We start from the raw sequence: 16917 nt of genomic DNA on the forward strand, positions 1-16917 counted from the left end.
AGATTCTAGGACGAAGGCCGTTTTTCGTTAAACGGGCGCTAGGGTGTCACCCTTACACCAACATTTTCGACGCGATCCGTTCCGCCGTCGTCATATCTGGAAACAGTAAACTTACCGCCCTTATACTTTTTCGAAAGCCTGTTCAGTGTGGGCTGGTTGAACCAGCTTGCGAGTATTGGTGCTAGTCCGACTGCAACGCGTGTCAAACGTGTCTGGGTTATTTTTATCTTTTCACGCGTGATTTGCGCATACGCTTGAATTCCCTCAACTGAAGTTAGTACATCTAATGCTATAGGAAGGATTTCCTCTCCATAGTTTGTTAGATGTAGAATACTGCCTCTTTTTTCGAACAGCTTCAGACCAAGTTCAGATTCCAATGCTCGAATGCCTTTTGAAACAGCTTGCGGCGAAACGCTTAATATAGTTGCTGCATCCGAGTAATTCTGATAATCAAATACCTTTATGAAATACTGCAGCTGAACAACATTCACCAGAATTTCCTTAGGTTGAATTTTTAATCAGTCTAAGTGTAAATTAAATAATGTTAAACAAGGCAAACAAATTGTTTCATCTAGTACAAAAAGTTATCAAACAGCTTTTGACTTTTTGACCAAAGTATAACTAGGCCTAGAACGAGAAAGGAGCCATTGTGGATTGGATACAGCCAACTCAAACACCTAACGATATTGCTTTGCTATCAAGTTGGTGTCCTTGTCAGGGCGCAAAATGTCAAGGGCGCTGTAATCCCTGGGGGATGTGTGCCGTGTACACGGGCGGGAATTGCCGCGCATTTCAACATTGCGGTATACACGTTAGCTAGGAGCTCCGATGGAATATATTCAAAAGCCAGTGAATACTCAGATGCCTGCTTCGTCTCGAGATATTTCTACGTGTGTGTCCTGTGCAGCACATATTTGTTGGAGTTATTCAGGGGGAGGACCGTGTGGCCTGAGGATCTGCATTACCAAATTTTGTGGCTGGAATTACTCCTAATGGCAGGTTGAAATATTGAAATATGCAACGGAGTAGAAATGAAACAGTCTCGCTTTAATGTAATCGATAAAGGGAATCAACCTACGCTGGCATATAACTCGTACTCTGGTGCAATCGTTGCGTTGGATGCAGAATACGAGAAGGGGCTTTTTGAGAATGGAGCTAATTACCCTTCGGAAATTGTCGATAATTTGACGGACGCGGGGTTGTTGGTTCCCGACGGACTTGACGAGATCGAACATTTAAAAGAGATATCGTTGGCCTGTCGCATGCAATCAAAATCACTTTCATTTACGATAGCCCCGACATTGAATTGTAACTTCAGATGTCCGTATTGTTATGAGAACGGCAAGCGTTATGGCTCAATGAGCGACCGATGCGTCGATCAGGTAATAAAGCATATCAATGGCATGGTTATAGACAATCAGGCGGAAAGTTTGCAGATTGCCTGGTATGGCGGCGAGCCTTTATTGGCGATTGAGACTGTGGAGAAGATTACGCGCGGAATCCGAAGCGATGAAATCTTATTTAACGCCAGCATGGTGACCAATGGCTATTTCTTAGATGGGAAAACGGCGGAGTTGCTTGCAAAAAATGGGGTTACGCACGTTCAGGTAACTGTCGATGGTCCGCCTGAGATACACAATCGAAGAAGATGTCTTCCTTCTGGCGGCGATACGTTCAACCGTATTATTGATAACGTAAAAAGGGCTAGTGCGTACTTTGATGTCATCTTAAGAGTCAATGTTGATCCGTCGAACGGTGATCAGATTGATCGTTTGGTTGATTCGCTTGATTGTAAAGGTCTTCGTAATAAAGTAAAACTATATTTAGCGGCAGTGGATGATATAAATGGGATGTGCGCTAACTCTCCATGCTATTCAGAGGATGAATTTGCTTCGATTGAAGCATCCTGTCTGTCTCGCTACAAAATGACAGGGTACATGGATCCATTTCTTCCAGGCTTTAATCCGACCATATGCGGAGCCGTCAATAAATATTCAGAAGTTATTGGACCAGACGGTTCCTTATATAAATGCTGGAATGAAATAGGATATTCCGACAGAAGCTATGGGAGCATCTTTGAAAATGTAACGAGTAGCGCATCCGAAGTTTCCATATGGAATGCTTACGACTTTTGTTCAGATTCAGAATGCCTTAACTGCTCACTTCTTCCTATGTGCATGGGTGGCTGTCCCTTCACCAGGCTGTATGAAAATAAGACAAGCTGTGTATCCGCAAGAAAGAACTGTATAAAAGTAATGAGGGCGGCCTATGATCTCAAGCATAAGAAGTGATGCGGATTCAACGGCGATCTTCGACTATCTGCCATATTTCAGACTTGGGTTTTCTTCCCAATTGCTTCTGGTTATAGCCTTTACGTTGTGCTTAATAATATCTGGAATGATGGCCTCTGTATCCCCGCTGCTCACGAGCGCTCTGGTTGATAATATATCTAAAAAAGCTCCTTATGGTGCTATTATGATTGACAGTGCGTTAATTGGTTTCGCGGCATTAATCGATATTGTTGTCAGCTATTTAAGCACCCTTCTTTCAATGCGGATAACGACCGTGGCTGCATTCTCGATTGCTCGAAAGAAAATCGATGAGCTCGTGCGGATGCCTTTTGAGTTGTTTTTTGAGCAGGAGTCTGCTGAAAAAACTCAACAGATTTGTTCAGATGCCAATACTGTGGCGTCCTTCGGATTGTCGATGCTCCAGACGGTACTCCTTGCGATTGTCCAGCTAGGTATCAGTTTATTTTTTCTCTATGGATGTTCCACAGCGCTCTTTTGGGTTTCCGTGACATTTTGCATCTTGTATGCAATTGCATATGCTTCATTTAAAAAACCGCTTTTTGTTTCAGGTCTGACCTTTAAGGAAGAGCAGTCCCTGTATTTCGGAAAAGTGGAGTCCCTACTTGCGCATCAGAGATTTTTGTATGTTAATGCGCTGTTCGAAAGAGCATTGAAATCCATAGATAGCTATTTTTCGTCTTTGCTGCACGCCGGAGTCGCCTATCAAAGTGTCATTTCGAAATTTCAGGCAACTGATTCCTTTGCTGCGGCTGCGTCCCAGGTGACCATTCTTTTGATTTCGGCTTTTTATGTAATGCATGGAAGCATGAGTGTAGGCCAACTTGTTGCTGTTTCGAGCTACATGGCTTTAATGCTATCTGCCGTGAGGTCAATCTACGGTATAGGTAGCAGCGCACAAGACTGCTTCTCATCGATATCCCGTCTAAATGCCTCTAAAATGCCTTCGGCTGCTGCTGGAGAGGAGCTCTTGGAGATCGATTACATCGAACTGCATAATTTCGGCTTTACATTAAATGGAAAGTGTCTCTACAGCAACTTGAATGTCAAGTTTGAAAAAGGAAAGCTCTATGCTCTTGTAGGGATTAATGGCTCGGGCAAAACGACCCTTGCGTACTTATTGATGGGTTGTTTCAATTCGGATTACGTTGGAACTATTTCCTACAACGGTAAGGCCCAAGAAGAAATCAACTGTGAGCTCCTTAGGCAGAAGCTAGTTTCGTTTGCTGAACAAACTCCGATATCAGTAAAGGATATTCTTTGCGATAGAAACTTTCCTTCTATCGAAAGGAAGAGGTGCGGAGGAATGTCTCCCGGGGAACTGGAACAACTGGAAATTAGACGGGTCTTAGAAAAGAAGGCAGACGTCTATTTATTCGATGAGCCAACAGCATCACTCGATATTGCTCATAAAGAAGCTCTGATAAAAGCTATGAAGGAAATGCGAAAGCACAAGATTGTCATTGCAATTACACACGATATGGACCTAATAGATGCTAGTGATGAGGTGGTAGAGCTTGGGAAAAGCGACTGAAATAATGCGCCTGGGGGCACGTTATCTACTGGGCACGATGGTTGCTAGCGTGCCGTGGGCTATTTGGGTTATTGCAAAAGGATCCCCCGCTTGGCTGTGCTCTACAGGGGCGCTCTTTTGTGCGTTGGTAGTCTATCTTTTTGCAACTCGGGGCGCTGTTTCTTGCGATAAGCCCAAACGGCGTGGGATTCTTTTGGGATGGCAGTTCATTTTCATCGTATTTATTATTATGGCCTTTATGCTCGATATAGGTGGAAAATCAATATCCAGATGGGTATTGGTCTGTTCGGTTTCAGTTTTGCATGAGCTGTTATTTAGGTACGTATTTTTATTTGAATACACAATCGTCGGAATAGTTCGGCCGTTTTGCATAAGGGCATTTATACAGTCGATGCTATGGTCATTGCTTCTCGTGACTCAACAGTGTTTAATCGGGGCACCCACAAATTACATCATTGCAATGATGGGGGGCTATCTTTGTTTGGGCCTTATTTTTGCGCTGCTCGTGCGAAAAACAGGGACAGTGTGTCCGTCTCTTTTAGCCATGATGTCTCTGGATTTTATCAACATCCTAGCTCTTTGAGTTACGGACAAAATCTTCAAAATCTTCAGGTGTTGGCACCATGGCAGATAAAGCCCGCACGGTGCTTTCGGTATGCAATAACATGGGCGAGGGCTGGCTGCTCACGGCCGAGATGCTCGACCTAATCGATCACGGTGCGCCCAACACCATCTGCACGCAGCCCTTCGCCTGCCTGCGATTCGGTTAGCGAGGATGCCGTGGCATCGGTCGCCGAGCGTCTGGGGGCGGCATTAAGAAGAAACATGCCTGCTTTAGGCTGGTATGAGAAAAACGGGTGGCAGCCATACCGGCTGCCACCCGTTTTTACTGGATATATGTTGCGTAATTGGCCTTGCCGGCACCTTTCGCGGACTCGGATTTCGGAAGTGCGGGGAAAAACTCCGAATTTCCGAGCACACGGCTCTTTTGCACCCTTGTGACCTGCGGTTTTGTTGCTAAAAAAGTCGGTCTGGTCGGCGGCGCTCAGTTTTTCACCGCACTTCCGAAAACCGCGGTCTCGCAATATGAAAAACGGCCTTCATAACTCTGGGTTAATGGATAAGTGTGGCCTTTCGCCGTATATCACTGTCCGTTTATGGAACCTATCTCCAACGAGTCGTAGCCAAATGGTTTAATGTTAGAAACACATAGTTGCCGGCGGGCCGCGGGTGACGTTTGCTTTGATATCGGAGGTGCCAAGTATGTTTTGCACTCCGTTCAACAAGTATTGGTCTGGCTAACATGGGTCGCTGTGCTACTTCGATAACCCTTGCAGTGGTCTGCCTGGCTGTGCTCCTGGGCGCTACAGGGCTGTTTGCTATAAGCCGAGAAACGTCCTATATGCAGGAATGCGCTTCCGAAGGGTTTGCCATTGATGGTTACTATCGGGATGACAAAACGAGTCGGGAAACCCTGGCTTTTCTTGAGGAGGACAACTGTCGATGGCAGCTGGTCGATCAAGACGGAATCTGCACAGACGGGCAGTTTAAGCGTACGGATGACCCCAACATCCTGATATTAAAGAAGGAAAACGGCGAAGAATTCGGCACGATTCACGTTGCGTATATATCGCGCCGACGCAATCAGGGGCAGATTTACCTAATTAGAAATACTAAGGTGACCCGATTTTATCTGGTGAGCACCGATCCGGCGTTTACAGTGGAATCTGGCGATGTCGATGCGGACGTCTGATTCACGGCAATAAAACAGCGAGCGGGGCGCGAACGTGAACTACGTCCCGCTTTTTGCATGTGCCTGCGTCGCGTCTGAGCCTCGCCGCGACTTGCGCCTGTGCGCGAGAGCCATCCCATGCTCCGCATTACTCCACATCAAACTCCACGCGATCGAGCCCGGGCACATTGAGGTCGATGAGCTTGCGGGCGATACGGCGGTCGTGTGCCCCAAGCGCCTCGCTCGTTGTCACATGGGCGACAATCTCGCGCTCGACGATGCCTTCCTCGTCACCTTCGGTAGCCGAGGTCTCGACGGCGACGGTGTAATCCTTAAAGCCTGGCAGCACCGCTGCAAGCTCGCGCGTGGTTTCGGTCACGCCGTAGCCGTCCTGCACGCCGGCCTGCGCCGAGCCAATGGAACCCGCCGTCATAACGATGCAGGGGATGGCAAAGACTACCGTGCCCACAATGATGCGGCGGCGCACCTTGCGCGATAGCTCGTCGACCTCGGCGTTTTCTTCAGCAGTCACAATACCGTCGCCGTTCAGGTCGCGCTTGAGCGGCACGCGCAAAAGAAGCAGTACGGCTTCGGCGGCCAGTGCGATAAAGACCACGTTGATGCCAAACTCGTAGAGTGCCGAGAGGAACAGCGACCCGCTTGCGATGGCGATGCCATAGCCCGCCGCGCACAGGGGCGGCATGAGCGCGGTCGCCACAGCCACCCCGGCGATGAGCGTGGCGGGTTCCTGGTCGCGCGAGTTGCCCAGGCCACCCGCAAAGCCGCCCGCGAGCGCGACGGCAAGGTCCCACACAGTCGGTGTCGAATTGTCGATGATGGCGGCCGTGGTGGTGCCAAGGGGCGAGAGCTTAAAGTACAACGTGGACGTGACCAGGCAAAAGGCCATCTGCAGAGCCAAGCTCGCGACGGCCTCAAGGGTAATCTCGCGGTCGAGCGTGGCGATGCCGTATGCCATGGCAAGGACCGAACCCATGAGCGGGCAGATGAGCATGGCGCCTACAATGGCGATATCCGAGTCGATATCGAGGCCGATGCTCGCGATCAACATGGCAATGATCAAGATGCATAAGTGTGAGCCAGTCAGGCGCGCCCCGTTTACAAAGCGCTTGCGAATCACGTGATAGGGCGCGCGTCCCTCGCGAATGTTGAATGCCCGCTTTAGAAAGCGGCTTGCGTTCTCCATGGCCTCGCTGTGGGCGGGGCGGATGCCATGGCGCCGATGATGGCGCTCGCGCAGTCGCTTGAGCTGTTGTTTATCGAGTTCCATGTCCACCTCGTTCTGGCACGTGCCGCGTATCCCGCCCGTCGTCTTTACTCTACACCGCGTTGAGCGAGGTGTCAGACAGGGTTTGTTGACCTGGAAGTCAGGCCAATCGGCATGACAAAAAACGCCGTGAGGATCATAAGAGTCAAATAGACAAAAAAGCGCGGGGCCGGATGGTCTCCGACCCCGCGCTCTGCACGGGTGCGTTGTTATTGGGTTTAGCCCAGCAGGCTCAAGCCAACAGAGACAAACGCCAGGATAACGCCGACGATGGACTCGCCGCCCAGCAGGCCGCTGGCAACGACCAAGCCCTGCTCCTGGAAGGCGGCGTCCTTGGCGGCCTTTTCCTCGTCCGAAAGACCGGCCTCGGCGTCGCGGTGTGCGGCCCACTTGTCGTAGGCGAGCTTAACGCAGGAGCCCAAGAAGGCCGTGAGCGACATGTAGAACGGCAGGTACACGCCCAGACCGATCATCATGGCCGGAATGCCGAGCCAGTACATGATGATGCCGGCGATAAAGCCGCCCGCAAACCACGGCACGCTCGGGATGCCCGAGACCATGGTGGCGACCACGCTTGCCTGCGCGGCCACAAAGCTCTTGTCGGGGCCGAAGGCGTCCGGACCATAGGCGGTGACGAGCGCGACCATGACGGCGGCAGCGACCAGGGCGCCCACGATGCCGCCGATGGCCTGGCCGACCCACTGTGCGCGTGGGTTGGTGCCCAGCACGGCGCCGGCCTTAAAGTCGTTCATGACGTCGCCCGCAAGGCCGCACGCCACGGCCACGACGCCGGCGATAAAGAACAGCTTGACCTGCGCGAGCTGCGCGAAGGCTGCCACGATGAGCATGACGATGAGGCCAAAGATTTCCATGGGGTCGATACCCGTCTGGCCGCAGCTCTGTGCGCTCATGATGGTGGTGACAAAGGTAAACAGTGTGACGATGACGGCCGGGACGGGACCGAGGTCGAGCGCGATGGCAACGATCACAGCGATGGCTGCGGTGCCCAGGCCGATGATGCCGGCGTCGAGCTTAAGCGAGCCCGAGATAAGCGACTGCTCGTCGGTGTCGGTGGAGCTGTCGGCGGCGAGGCCACGGACGATACCGGCGACCTGCGGCAGGATGTCCTTAAGGACGACGGCGACGCCAAAGCCCATCATAAGACCCATACCGAGGGATTTGACGATACCCTGCGCGGTCACAATATCGAACAGGCCAGCAGCGGTGCCGCCAACGATGATGCCAAAGTTGCCCAGCAGCGCGCCGGCAAACCAGAAGGCGACGGGGGCGAAGCCCACGAGGAAGCCGATGGACAGCAGCATGGGCGAGTTGTAGATGGCAAAGGTCACGCCGGGGATATTGAGCGTGCACAGCATACTGGGCACCACGCCCAGGGCGTCGCGCAGCACGCTGTAGATGCCTGCGATGGCCATGGAGCCAAAGAGCTGCTTACCGGTCTTGCCGCCGGCCTCGGTAGCACGTAGGGTCTGAGCTGCGGCGTTGCCGGTGGGGAACTCCAGCGCGGCGTCCACGATAAAGTGACGGTGGATGAGCGCTGTCGCTAGAAGGCCCAAGATGGTGCCGGCGAGCGCCACGATAAACATGTCGAGCCAGCTGATCTGGTCGGCATAGCCCAACATCCAGGCGCCCGGGATGGTAAACGCCAGGCCGCCGGCGACCATGGCGCCCGCAGACATGATGGTGTGGGTGACGTTGGCCTCGTTGAGGCTGGCGTTGCCCATGAGCTTCAGGAAGAACAGCGAAATGACGGCAGCGAAAATGATCGGCCAGGGGAGGGCGCCCATCTTGAGGGCGGTATAGGCCGAGCTTGCCGTGATGATCACGCAGCCAAGGACGCCGATGACGACGCCGCGCAGCGTGAGTTGCCCGCGCATCGAGGCGCGGTTCGAGGGATTGCTCATATAAAACTCCTTTGCGTATATCCGCTTCCCCCGGGAGCGCCGCTACGGATACGGCGCGGGAAGTCGGGTTACCAAGGGCCGCCGCGTGAGCTCGCGCGCGACCGCGCACCAGTATAACCGCAAGCTAGTCATTTCGGGATGACTGGTTTAGGTAGGCGATATACTGCTGGGCAGACGAAAGGAGCGCCGACGATGCTTAATGGGTGCGCATATATATTGACGGTCGACGTGGGCAACACGTTCATTCGCTTTGGCCTGTTTGCCGAGGATTCGGCCGCGGCGCAGGAGCGCCCGCTCGCGACGTGCGAGATCACGACGCCGTCGAGCATCACGGCCGACGAGGCGCGCATGAGGCTCGCGCAGGTCATGGGCGCACTGGCAGCCGATGCGGGCATGCCGGGTGCGCTCGTTCCCGCAGCCGCAGTGCTGAGCTGCGTAGTGCCGGCGCTCGAGCGCCCGTGGAAGGCAGCGCTTTCCCGCACTTGCACGGGGCGCGTGCTCACCGTGGGACCGGGCCTCAAGACCGGCATGCCCGTGCACTACGACGATCCAGCAGAGATCGGTCCCGACCGCATCGCCGACGCCGTGGCGGCCCGTGCCGTCTACGGCTCTCCGTGCATCGTGATCGACCTGGGCACTACGACCAATATCGAGGTCATCGATGCGCACGGAACCTTTGTCGGCGGCGTCATCGCGCCGGGTCTGGCACTTGGCGCCCGCTCGCTTTCGGCGGCAGCAGCGCGCCTACCCCAGGTTGAGCCCTCGGCGCCAACGCATGTGATCGGTCGCAACACGCGCGAGGCCATGCGCTCGGGCGTGGTTTTGGGCGAGGTAGCCCGCATCGACGGCATGCTCGACATGGTGCTTGCCGAGATGCGCTCGACCAAGGCGGCGGGCGAGGGCAGCGTGCCCATCATCATCACCGGCGATGATGCCGAGGCGCTCGCGGCGTTGGTCGGCCATAGCCTGACGGTAGACGACGCGCTGACGCTGCGGGGTCTCGCCGAGCTCTACCGCATCAACCAAAAGCCCCGCCGCGTGTAAAAGTGAGGGCGCCGGTGGGACAAACGCCTCCACCTTTCACCTGCTACAATGGGTCAAACTATTGCGATTACGGAGGTGTCTGCCATGTCGGACGATCTTCATCAAACTTCGTCAGGCAAGCGCCTGGACGTCATTAGCTGGGACGAGTTCTTTATGAGCGTGGCCATCGCCGCGCAGCGCCGCAGCAAGGACCCCAACACGCAGGTGGGTGCGTGCATCGCCAACACCAACCACCGCATCCTTTCGGTGGGCTACAACGGTACGCCCTCGGCGCTCAACGACGACTTTTTTCCGTGGGGTACGAGCGACGACCCGCTGCAGGACAAGCACAACTACGTGGTCCATGCCGAGGCCAACGCCGTGCTCAACTACCGTGGCTCGCTCAAGGACCTCGAGGGTTCCACGGTCTACGTCACGCTGTTCCCGTGCCACGACTGCGCCAAGATTTTGGCGCAGGTGGGCGTGGGCGAGGTTGTCTACCTAGACAACAAGTACGCCGACACCGATGATGGACGCATCAGCCGCCGCATCCTCGACTCCTGTGGCATCAGCTACCGCCAGGTTATCGTCGATGTCCAGATTGGTACCGGGGGACAGGCTCGACAGTAATTATGCGTTGTCGCTATCTGACGACGAACGCAGCTCAAAGAGTCCCGTCCCAAATTGACTACTCGTGAAAGTCGCGTCTGCGCGCATGGACGGCTCGTGAGCGGGTACATGGCTGTAGTAACATAGCTTCTGTCCGCGGGCGCGCCCGCGTTATTGTGAGAAAGGAGCCCCTGTGGCTGTTAACGAAGAGCTGCTTAAGAAGGTTCTTGAAGAGATTCGCCCCAATCTACAGGCCGACGGCGGCGATATGGAGTATGTGGGCGTCGACGACGAGGGCGTCGTCAAGCTGGAGCTTCAGGGCGCCTGTGCCGGTTGTCCCATGAGCGCCCTGACGCTTTCCATGGGCATCGAGCGTATCCTCAAGGAGCACGTGCCCGGCGTTACGCGTGTCGAGCAGGTCAATGCCTCCGGCGAGACCGATGACCTGTACGACGAGTATGCGCCGTTCTAAGAAGTGAAAGCTGCGGGCGATATGCTCCGCATAGACGTCACGCCCGAATATGCGGCTGCGAGCGCAAGGCCCGCGGCCGCATTTGTATGTAGGGAGCAGGGGGACCGATATGCTCAACGACCTCTACCATATGCTTGATCCCGTCGCCATCTCGGCGGGGCCCATCACCATCTACTGGTACGGCTTGGCCTATGTGGTCGGAGCTCTGCTCACGGCGGTCGTCATGTACCGCACGCAGCGCCGTTGGGGTTTTGACATTACGGTCGACGACCTGACGAGTGTCGTGGTCGGCGTGGTCTTTGGCCTTATCATTGGCGCCCGCCTGTTCTACGTCGTCTTTTATGGTGATGGCTACTACTGGGCGCACCCGCTCGAGATCTTTGCCACCAACGAGGGCGGCATGAGCTTCCATGGCGGCTTGGTGGGCGGCATTATCGGCGGCATCATCGTGTGCCGCATGTATAAGCTCGATGCCTGGACTTTGGCAGATCTTGCCGTCATAGGCGCGCCGCTGGCCTTGTGCCTGGGCCGTTGTGCCAACTTTGTCAATGGTGAGCTGTGGGGCAAGCCGACCGATCTGCCCTGGGGTGTGGTCTTCGGTGGCACCGCGGGGGATATGCCGCGTCACCCCTCCCAGCTCTACGAGGCATTTCTTGAGGGCATCGTGCTCTTTTGCATTCTGCAGGTGCTCAGCCGCAAAAAGCCGCTACTGCCCCAAGGCACGTTTATGGGCGTGTTTGTGATGGGTTACGGCATCGTCCGCTTCCTCATTGAGTTTGTGCGCGTGCCCGATGCCCAGCTGGGCTATCTGCTGGGCGGCGTCATCACCATGGGTCAGCTGTTGAGTCTGCCACTCGTGATTGCGGGCCTGGCGCTCGTCATCTTTGCCCTCCGCCACAACCGTCCCCAGCGCATCTACCTCGACGCCTAACCACCACAAAGGGGGCAGGCACCTTTGTGGTGGTTCGCTGGGCAACGATGACAGAACAGTAACGTTTCCCCAGATAAAACCTGCCAAAATAAACCTGTCCCTTTTTGGCAGGTTTCTAGAAAGGCTCTTTGGACTGTGAAGGATTCCGATCTCTCCACAACGGCTGCGCGCGACGCTGCCCGCATCGTCTGGTTTAAGCGCTACCCCGCCAAGCAGACGCTCATCGCATTTTTGCTCGCGCTGTTGGCGACCACGGCGTTTTCCATCGATCCCGCCCCGGTGTCGAGCAACGCAGTCTTGGCGATTGACCCCAAAGCCTCGGGTATGCTGTACGTGTGCTACGAGGTGCTCCTCTCGTTTGCCGGCCATACCGACGCGGTCATGCTGCTTGCACTTGCCTGCCTGCTCACCTTGCCGTTTCGCTACGTGTTCTTTGGCCGTGGCGACACCTGGCGTCCATCGATCATTCTGCCGTCGCTGTTCTTCGCCATCTGCATGGTGTTCGGCCGCAGCTACGATCTCACCGACTCGGCCGAGATTGTCCTTGGCGACAAAGCCCGCATCATCTGCGCCTGGATTGGCGGCGCGGGCTGGATGCTCTTGGCGGTCGTTGCCTTCTACCTTGCCTTTGAGTGTCTAGATTGGCTGAGCTCTCGGCGCATTCCGTTTTCCGAGGCGCACTTTGGCCGCGTATGGCGTGTGACTCACGCCGTGCTCTCGGTCCATCCCTTTGCCGGGCCCTTCCTGGTGCTTATGATCGCCTGGGCGCCCACGCTCATCGCTTCGCTGCCTGGCCTTTTTATGGGAGATACGGGCGCGCAGATTCGCCAGTGGTTTAACTATCCCAACGGCACGAGCGACTACCTGCGCCTACTCAACCCCAACGTGCTGCTCAACGGGCATCATCCCGTAGTGCACACGGCCATTATCGGCTCGTGCGTTCAGCTGGGGCTTTCGCTGTTCAACAGCGCTAACGCGGGCCTCATCATCTATACCTGCGCTCAATTTGTCATCACGGCTGCCTGCATGGCCTATTCCATTTCGTCGCTGCGCAAACTGGGCGTGAGCCTGCCGGTTCGCGGTGCGATCCTGCTGTTCTTTGCGTTTATGCCGATGTTCTCTAACTACGCGGCGTTGCTCACCAAAGACGTGCTCTTTGCCGACGCGTTCTTGGTGCTGCTGGTACAGACCGTCAAGCTCGTGGCATGTGGCTTGCCCCGTCGTGATGCCAATGTCGAGCGTGCGGGCGAGAAAGCCCCCGTGCTCTTTGTGCGCCACGACTGGCTGTTGCTCGCTCTGGGCGCCATGGGCTCCACGTTTCTGCGCAATGGCGGCCTGGTGTTTCCCCTGGCGGCATGCGTAATCGCGGCGGCGTTTAGCGCATGGGACGCGCATGCGGCTCGTCGTGCAGCCAAGCAGGCTGGTGCTGCGCCTTCGGGCACCACCCCGCGTTTCCGCTGGGTGGGAGTTCTTGCGGTGCTTGCACTCTGCCTTGCCTCTAATATGTACTTCACCAAGGTCTTTATGCCGGCACACGACATCACGCCTGGTTCCAAGCGCGAAATCCTCTCGATTCCGTTCCAGCAGACGGCTCGTTTTGTCCAAAAGCACGACGGCCTCAACTCGGGCGTCAACCCCACGGTTAAGGAGGACGGCACCATCGTGGAGGCTCCTTGCGACGGTTCGGTGACCGACGAAGAGCGTGCCGTGATCGATCGCGTGCTCAAGTACGAGAACCTGGGCCGCCGCTACAACCCCGACAAGTCCGATGCCGTCAAGAATTGCTTTAACGAGTACGCCTCGCAGGAGGACATCAAGGCCTATTTTGAGGTATGGGCCCAGATGTTCAAAAAGGATCCCGAGTGCTATATCTCGGCGCTCATCAATAACTACTACGGCTACTTTTATCCGAGTGCCCGCGATGCGTGGGTCTACAGCACGGCGCGCAGTGCCGAGATTATGGCGAAGCCCGATAACCTTAAGTACTTCGACTTCCATCCGGTCGATAGCAAGGTTGTGCGCTGGTGCGACCACCTGATCAACCTGTATCGCGTGGCAGTACAACGCGTCCCGTTTATCTCGCTCACCATGAGCTCGGCCACCTATGTGTGGATCATGATCGCCGTGGTGGTCTACCTGCTGCGTCGTCATTCATGGCGTGCGCTGGCGATCTGGGTGCCGCTGCTGGGCGTGCTCGCCGTGTGCCTGATTGGTCCGTGCAACGGCTCGACCTACATGCGCTACCTGTATCCGGTCATCGCCTGCATGCCCTTCGCCATCGGCGCCACCGTCACCCGCAGTGACTTCCTCTGGTCCTAACTTGGTGCATTGGGGTCAGGTTTCTTTGCACCAAAGGGGTCATCATCACGACGCCTTCATTTTGGGGTTTATCTCGCAGGCCAGTAGGTATATCATAACGACGTTTGTTTATATTGCCCGAGCATCTGCGCTGGGCTTTAGGTCGAAACCGATAGGAGACACGTATGTCCGGACACTCTAAGTGGGCCACAACCAAGCATCGTAAGGGCGCGCAGGACGCCAAGCGTTCCGCCCTCTTCTCCAAGCTCAGCCGCAACATCACCGTTGCTGCCCGTCTCGGCGGTGACCCGCTGCCCGAGAACAACGCCAGCCTCGCCGCTGCCGTTGCCAAGGCCAAGGCTCAGTCCATGCCTAAGGACAAGATCAAGTCCGCTATCGACAAGGCTTTTGGTTCGGGTGCTGACGCCGCTGTCTACGAGAACATCGTGTACGAGGGCTACGGTCCCGCCGGTGTCGCCGTCTACGTCGACTGCCTGACCGACAACCGCAACCGTACCGCCGCTGATGTCCGTTCCGCCTTCTCCCACGCTGGTGGCAACCTGGGCACCTCTGGCTCCGTCGCCTTCCAGTTTGAGCGCAAGGGCCAGATCGTCGTCGCCAAGGAGATCCTGGACGAGAACGCCAAGAAGGAGACCATGATCGCCAACGGTGCTGCCGGTGACGAGGATGAGTTCATGATGGCCATCGCCGAGGCCGGTGGCGAGGACTACGAGGACGCCGGCGAGGAGTGGATCGTCTGGACTACTGCCAACGAGGTCATGGCTGTCTCCAAGGCGCTCGAGGAGCAGGGCGTCCAGGTCAAGGGCTCCGAGACCACCATGGTCCCGACCACCCCGACCGAGGTCTCCGGCGCCGACGCCAAGAAGGTTCAGCGCCTCATCGACCGTCTTGAGGAGCTCGATGACGTCCAGGACGTCTACAGCACCATGGACATGACCGACGAGGTCATCGCTGCCCTCGAGGAGGAGTAGCGCCCGCACGGGTTAAGCCGTGCATATCTGGGCATAATGAAGCGAGCATGCAAGCCTCGTGGAATAGATGAGCCGGATCCGCGTGCGTAGAGCACCGGACCCGGCTCTTTTATAATGATGCGAACCGTTTTGCATTTCGAGAGCCGAGATTTGAAGGGAGCGCCGCGTGCGCGTACTCAAACGAGCCCTAGCGATTGTGTATCTTGCCGCCGCCATCGTGGCGCTGGGTACGCTTGTCTGCCAGTTTTGGGGGCCGTATACGTATCGCTTTATGCTGCTGATGCGCGACCCCATGCCGCGCATTGTCGTGACGGCATGCGGCGGAGTTGTGGCGATCGGCGTGCTGGTAAGCTTCTTCCGCCTGATGTTTGCTCGTCGCGAGCCGTCCTGTGTACATCCGGCGGGGGAGCGCAATATCGAGGTTACCCTTGCGGCGCTTTCTTCGTGCGCCAGAGCTGCTGCCGAGCGCGACGACCGCGTGATGGTCGAGCATGTCGAGGCCCGCGTCCAAGGCTCCGACGATTCGCACGTCCGATTTAAGGTCGACGCTATCGCGCTTGACGATAAGGACGTGGCATCTCTGGCTACCGCGATGCAGCAGCGCATCGAGGAAGCTTGCGACACCATGCTCGGCACGCCGGGTACGACCACGCGCGTCCGTTTTTTGCCGTCCAAGACTACCGTCCAGACCGTGGAGGTTTCCGGTGAGTGATACCAATCAAGATAAGACCGCTCGTACGCCGCGCCTGACGATTGACCAGAGCGCCACGCCGGCGAGCGAACCTGTTGATTCCAAAGCAGAGGCAACCGAGTTGCAAGATGCGGCAGCCGCGGATTTTGACGAGGCTATGGGTCTCATCAAGGGTACGGGCGCTGCCATCTGGAGCTATGCTGTGCGTCATCCCAACACCACGCTCGGCGCCGTCGCTGGCTTTATCCTCGCTGTGTTGGTGCTCACGTTGGGCCTGTGGGACACGCTCGTCATTGCATTCTTCGTGCTGATCGGCGCTGTGATCGGCCAAATTCGCGACGGCGAGAACGGGATCGTCAACTTCTTCGGCCGTCTGTTTAGCGGCCGCTAATATGTATTCGACTGTCGCATCCGCGGCAGGCATAAGGAGGAACCATGGCTTTTAATACGAAGGTCGATGTGGCCGATACCGAGCTCGAGGCAGACGAGACCGTCACCGCCGAGGCCGAGGACGTAACGCTCGAGGATGAGGCGCTCGTCGAGGCCGAGTCCGATGAGGATGAGGACGACGAGGAGGCGGACGAGTCCGAGGACTCGCTGACCTATTCCAACGGTGTGATCGAGAAGATCGTTGCCATGGCCACTCGCGAGGTTCCGCACGTTCTGGGCATGAAGGGTAACCTCATGCACTTTGTGCAGGAGCAGTTTGGTGCCGAGAATCTGACCAAGGGCGTGACGGTCGAGGTCACCGATGACAATCGTGTGGTCGTCAACATCTCCGTCATTATCGAGTACGGCGCCTATGCGCCCGCGATTTTCGACGATGTCAAGGCACGTGTCACCGAGCGCCTTGCCGCGATGACCGGCCTTGAGGTGGCGGGCGTCAACCTGCGTATCGAGGACGTCATCACCCCCGAGGAGTACGAGCACCGCACCAGCCAGCACGAATAACCTTCCAAAAAGACAGGTTTGTTTTGGCAGGTTTTATCTGCGAAAACGTTAAACGGCCGACCGCGCAAGCAAAAGCGTGGCCGGCTGTTTTTGTACGCTCCCGATATAGTCATACCGCTCGTCTAACTAAGGGTTGCAATCCCCACGTTCCGCGTTACGCTAATGAGC

At 56.1% G+C, this 16917-nt stretch carries 17 protein-coding genes; 14 read left to right on the top strand and 3 right to left on the bottom strand.

Annotation, left to right across the window (positions count from 1 at the left end; genetic code table 11):
* Positions 1-38: 38 nt before the first annotated feature.
* The gene (locus AB5Z54_RS07055; protein WP_368160953.1) at positions 39-491 is read right to left on the bottom strand and encodes a LysR family transcriptional regulator; all 453 of its coding nucleotides are present in this window, start codon (positions 489-491) and stop codon (positions 39-41) included.
* A 540-nt stretch (positions 492-1031) separates the two neighbouring features.
* Here AB5Z54_RS07055 and AB5Z54_RS07060 point away from each other — a divergent pair.
* The 5 genes from AB5Z54_RS07060 (at position 1032) to AB5Z54_RS07080 (ending at position 5596) form a co-directional block, all read left to right on the top strand.
* Positions 1032-2291 (top strand): radical SAM/SPASM domain-containing protein, encoded by a 1260-nt coding sequence (locus tag AB5Z54_RS07060; protein ID WP_368160955.1) that lies wholly within the window; start codon positions 1032-1034, stop codon positions 2289-2291.
* Entirely contained in the window at positions 2269-3843 is a 1575-nt protein-coding gene (locus tag AB5Z54_RS07065; protein ID WP_368134955.1) for an ATP-binding cassette domain-containing protein, read from the top strand. Before AB5Z54_RS07060 ends, AB5Z54_RS07065 begins: the two co-directional genes overlap by 23 nt.
* Complete coding sequence (locus tag AB5Z54_RS07070) at positions 3827-4426, top strand: type II CAAX prenyl endopeptidase Rce1 family protein (RefSeq protein WP_368134956.1); 600 nt, start codon at positions 3827-3829, stop codon at positions 4424-4426. Before AB5Z54_RS07065 ends, AB5Z54_RS07070 begins: the two co-directional genes overlap by 17 nt.
* Before the next feature lie 40 nt (positions 4427-4466).
* Positions 4467-4613 carry a hypothetical protein gene (locus AB5Z54_RS07075; RefSeq protein ID WP_368134957.1) on the top strand — a complete coding sequence of 49 codons (147 nt, stop codon included), beginning with the start codon at positions 4467-4469 and terminating at the stop codon, positions 4611-4613.
* 632 nt (positions 4614-5245) lie between these two features.
* Positions 5246-5596 carry a hypothetical protein gene (locus tag AB5Z54_RS07080; RefSeq protein ID WP_040358975.1) on the top strand — a complete coding sequence of 117 codons (351 nt, stop codon included), beginning with the start codon at positions 5246-5248 and terminating at the stop codon, positions 5594-5596.
* A gap of 127 nt (positions 5597-5723) precedes the next feature.
* On the opposite strand, the gene AB5Z54_RS07085 is transcribed toward AB5Z54_RS07080, so the two are convergent.
* The gene (locus tag AB5Z54_RS07085) at positions 5724-6863 is read right to left on the bottom strand and encodes a DUF389 domain-containing protein (protein WP_368134958.1); all 1140 of its coding nucleotides are present in this window, start codon (positions 6861-6863) and stop codon (positions 5724-5726) included.
* A gap of 215 nt (positions 6864-7078) precedes the next feature.
* Positions 7079-8782: an OPT/YSL family transporter gene (locus AB5Z54_RS07090; RefSeq protein WP_347479798.1), complete on the bottom strand. Its 1704-nt coding sequence runs from the start codon at positions 8780-8782 to the stop codon at positions 7079-7081.
* A 192-nt stretch (positions 8783-8974) separates the two neighbouring features.
* On the opposite strand from AB5Z54_RS07090, the gene AB5Z54_RS07095 reads away from it, so the two are divergent.
* From AB5Z54_RS07095 to AB5Z54_RS07135, 9 genes are all read left to right on the top strand, one after another.
* A complete protein-coding gene (locus AB5Z54_RS07095; RefSeq protein WP_368160956.1) occupies positions 8975-9826 on the top strand; it encodes a type III pantothenate kinase in 852 nt (283 codons plus the stop codon).
* An 84-nt stretch (positions 9827-9910) separates the two neighbouring features.
* Positions 9911-10435, top strand: coding sequence for a deoxycytidylate deaminase (locus tag AB5Z54_RS07100; protein ID WP_050766113.1), 525 nt, complete (start codon positions 9911-9913; stop codon positions 10433-10435).
* A 172-nt stretch (positions 10436-10607) separates the two neighbouring features.
* Positions 10608-10886, top strand: a complete 279-nt coding sequence (locus AB5Z54_RS07105; RefSeq protein WP_117637654.1) for a NifU family protein — start codon at positions 10608-10610, stop codon at positions 10884-10886.
* A gap of 109 nt (positions 10887-10995) precedes the next feature.
* Entirely contained in the window at positions 10996-11817 is an 822-nt protein-coding gene (gene lgt / locus AB5Z54_RS07110; protein ID WP_368160958.1) for a prolipoprotein diacylglyceryl transferase, read from the top strand.
* Between the two features lie 135 nt (positions 11818-11952).
* Positions 11953-14136: a DUF6020 family protein gene (locus AB5Z54_RS07115; protein WP_368160959.1), complete on the top strand. Its 2184-nt coding sequence runs from the start codon at positions 11953-11955 to the stop codon at positions 14134-14136.
* A gap of 164 nt (positions 14137-14300) precedes the next feature.
* The gene (locus AB5Z54_RS07120) at positions 14301-15107 is read left to right on the top strand and encodes a YebC/PmpR family DNA-binding transcriptional regulator (protein WP_006234926.1); all 807 of its coding nucleotides are present in this window, start codon (positions 14301-14303) and stop codon (positions 15105-15107) included.
* Positions 15108-15273: 166 nt separating this feature from the next.
* Positions 15274-15819, top strand: a complete 546-nt coding sequence (locus AB5Z54_RS07125) for an Asp23/Gls24 family envelope stress response protein (RefSeq protein WP_148331925.1) — start codon at positions 15274-15276, stop codon at positions 15817-15819.
* On the top strand, positions 15812-16189 hold the full coding sequence (locus AB5Z54_RS07130) for a DUF2273 domain-containing protein (RefSeq protein WP_040358983.1): 378 nt from the start codon (positions 15812-15814) through the stop codon (positions 16187-16189). Before AB5Z54_RS07125 ends, AB5Z54_RS07130 begins: the two co-directional genes overlap by 8 nt.
* Before the next feature lie 44 nt (positions 16190-16233).
* Positions 16234-16749 carry an Asp23/Gls24 family envelope stress response protein gene (locus tag AB5Z54_RS07135; protein ID WP_368160961.1) on the top strand — a complete coding sequence of 172 codons (516 nt, stop codon included), beginning with the start codon at positions 16234-16236 and terminating at the stop codon, positions 16747-16749.
* Positions 16750-16917: the final 168 nt, after the last annotated feature.

Source organism: Collinsella aerofaciens (assembly GCF_040910185.1).
Taxonomy (GTDB): Bacteria; Actinomycetota; Coriobacteriia; order Coriobacteriales; family Coriobacteriaceae; genus Collinsella; species Collinsella aerofaciens_BF.

Coding starts and splice junctions, on each gene's coding strand:
- AB5Z54_RS07080 (WP_040358975.1), top strand. CDS start 5,246: ATGCAGGAATGCGCTTCCGAAGGGTTTGCCATTGATGGTTACTATCGG.
- AB5Z54_RS07095 (WP_368160956.1), top strand. CDS start 8,975: ATGCTTAATGGGTGCGCATATATATTGACGGTCGACGTGGGCAACACG.
- AB5Z54_RS07075 (WP_368134957.1), top strand. CDS start 4,467: ATGGCAGATAAAGCCCGCACGGTGCTTTCGGTATGCAATAACATGGGC.
- AB5Z54_RS07135 (WP_368160961.1), top strand. CDS start 16,234: ATGGCTTTTAATACGAAGGTCGATGTGGCCGATACCGAGCTCGAGGCA.
- AB5Z54_RS07085 (WP_368134958.1), bottom strand. CDS start 6,863: ATGGAACTCGATAAACAACAGCTCAAGCGACTGCGCGAGCGCCATCAT.
- lgt (WP_368160958.1), top strand. CDS start 10,996: ATGCTCAACGACCTCTACCATATGCTTGATCCCGTCGCCATCTCGGCG.
- AB5Z54_RS07060 (WP_368160955.1), top strand. CDS start 1,032: ATGAAACAGTCTCGCTTTAATGTAATCGATAAAGGGAATCAACCTACG.
- AB5Z54_RS07100 (WP_050766113.1), top strand. CDS start 9,911: ATGTCGGACGATCTTCATCAAACTTCGTCAGGCAAGCGCCTGGACGTC.
- AB5Z54_RS07120 (WP_006234926.1), top strand. CDS start 14,301: ATGTCCGGACACTCTAAGTGGGCCACAACCAAGCATCGTAAGGGCGCG.
- AB5Z54_RS07065 (WP_368134955.1), top strand. CDS start 2,269: ATGATCTCAAGCATAAGAAGTGATGCGGATTCAACGGCGATCTTCGAC.
- AB5Z54_RS07090 (WP_347479798.1), bottom strand. CDS start 8,782: ATGAGCAATCCCTCGAACCGCGCCTCGATGCGCGGGCAACTCACGCTG.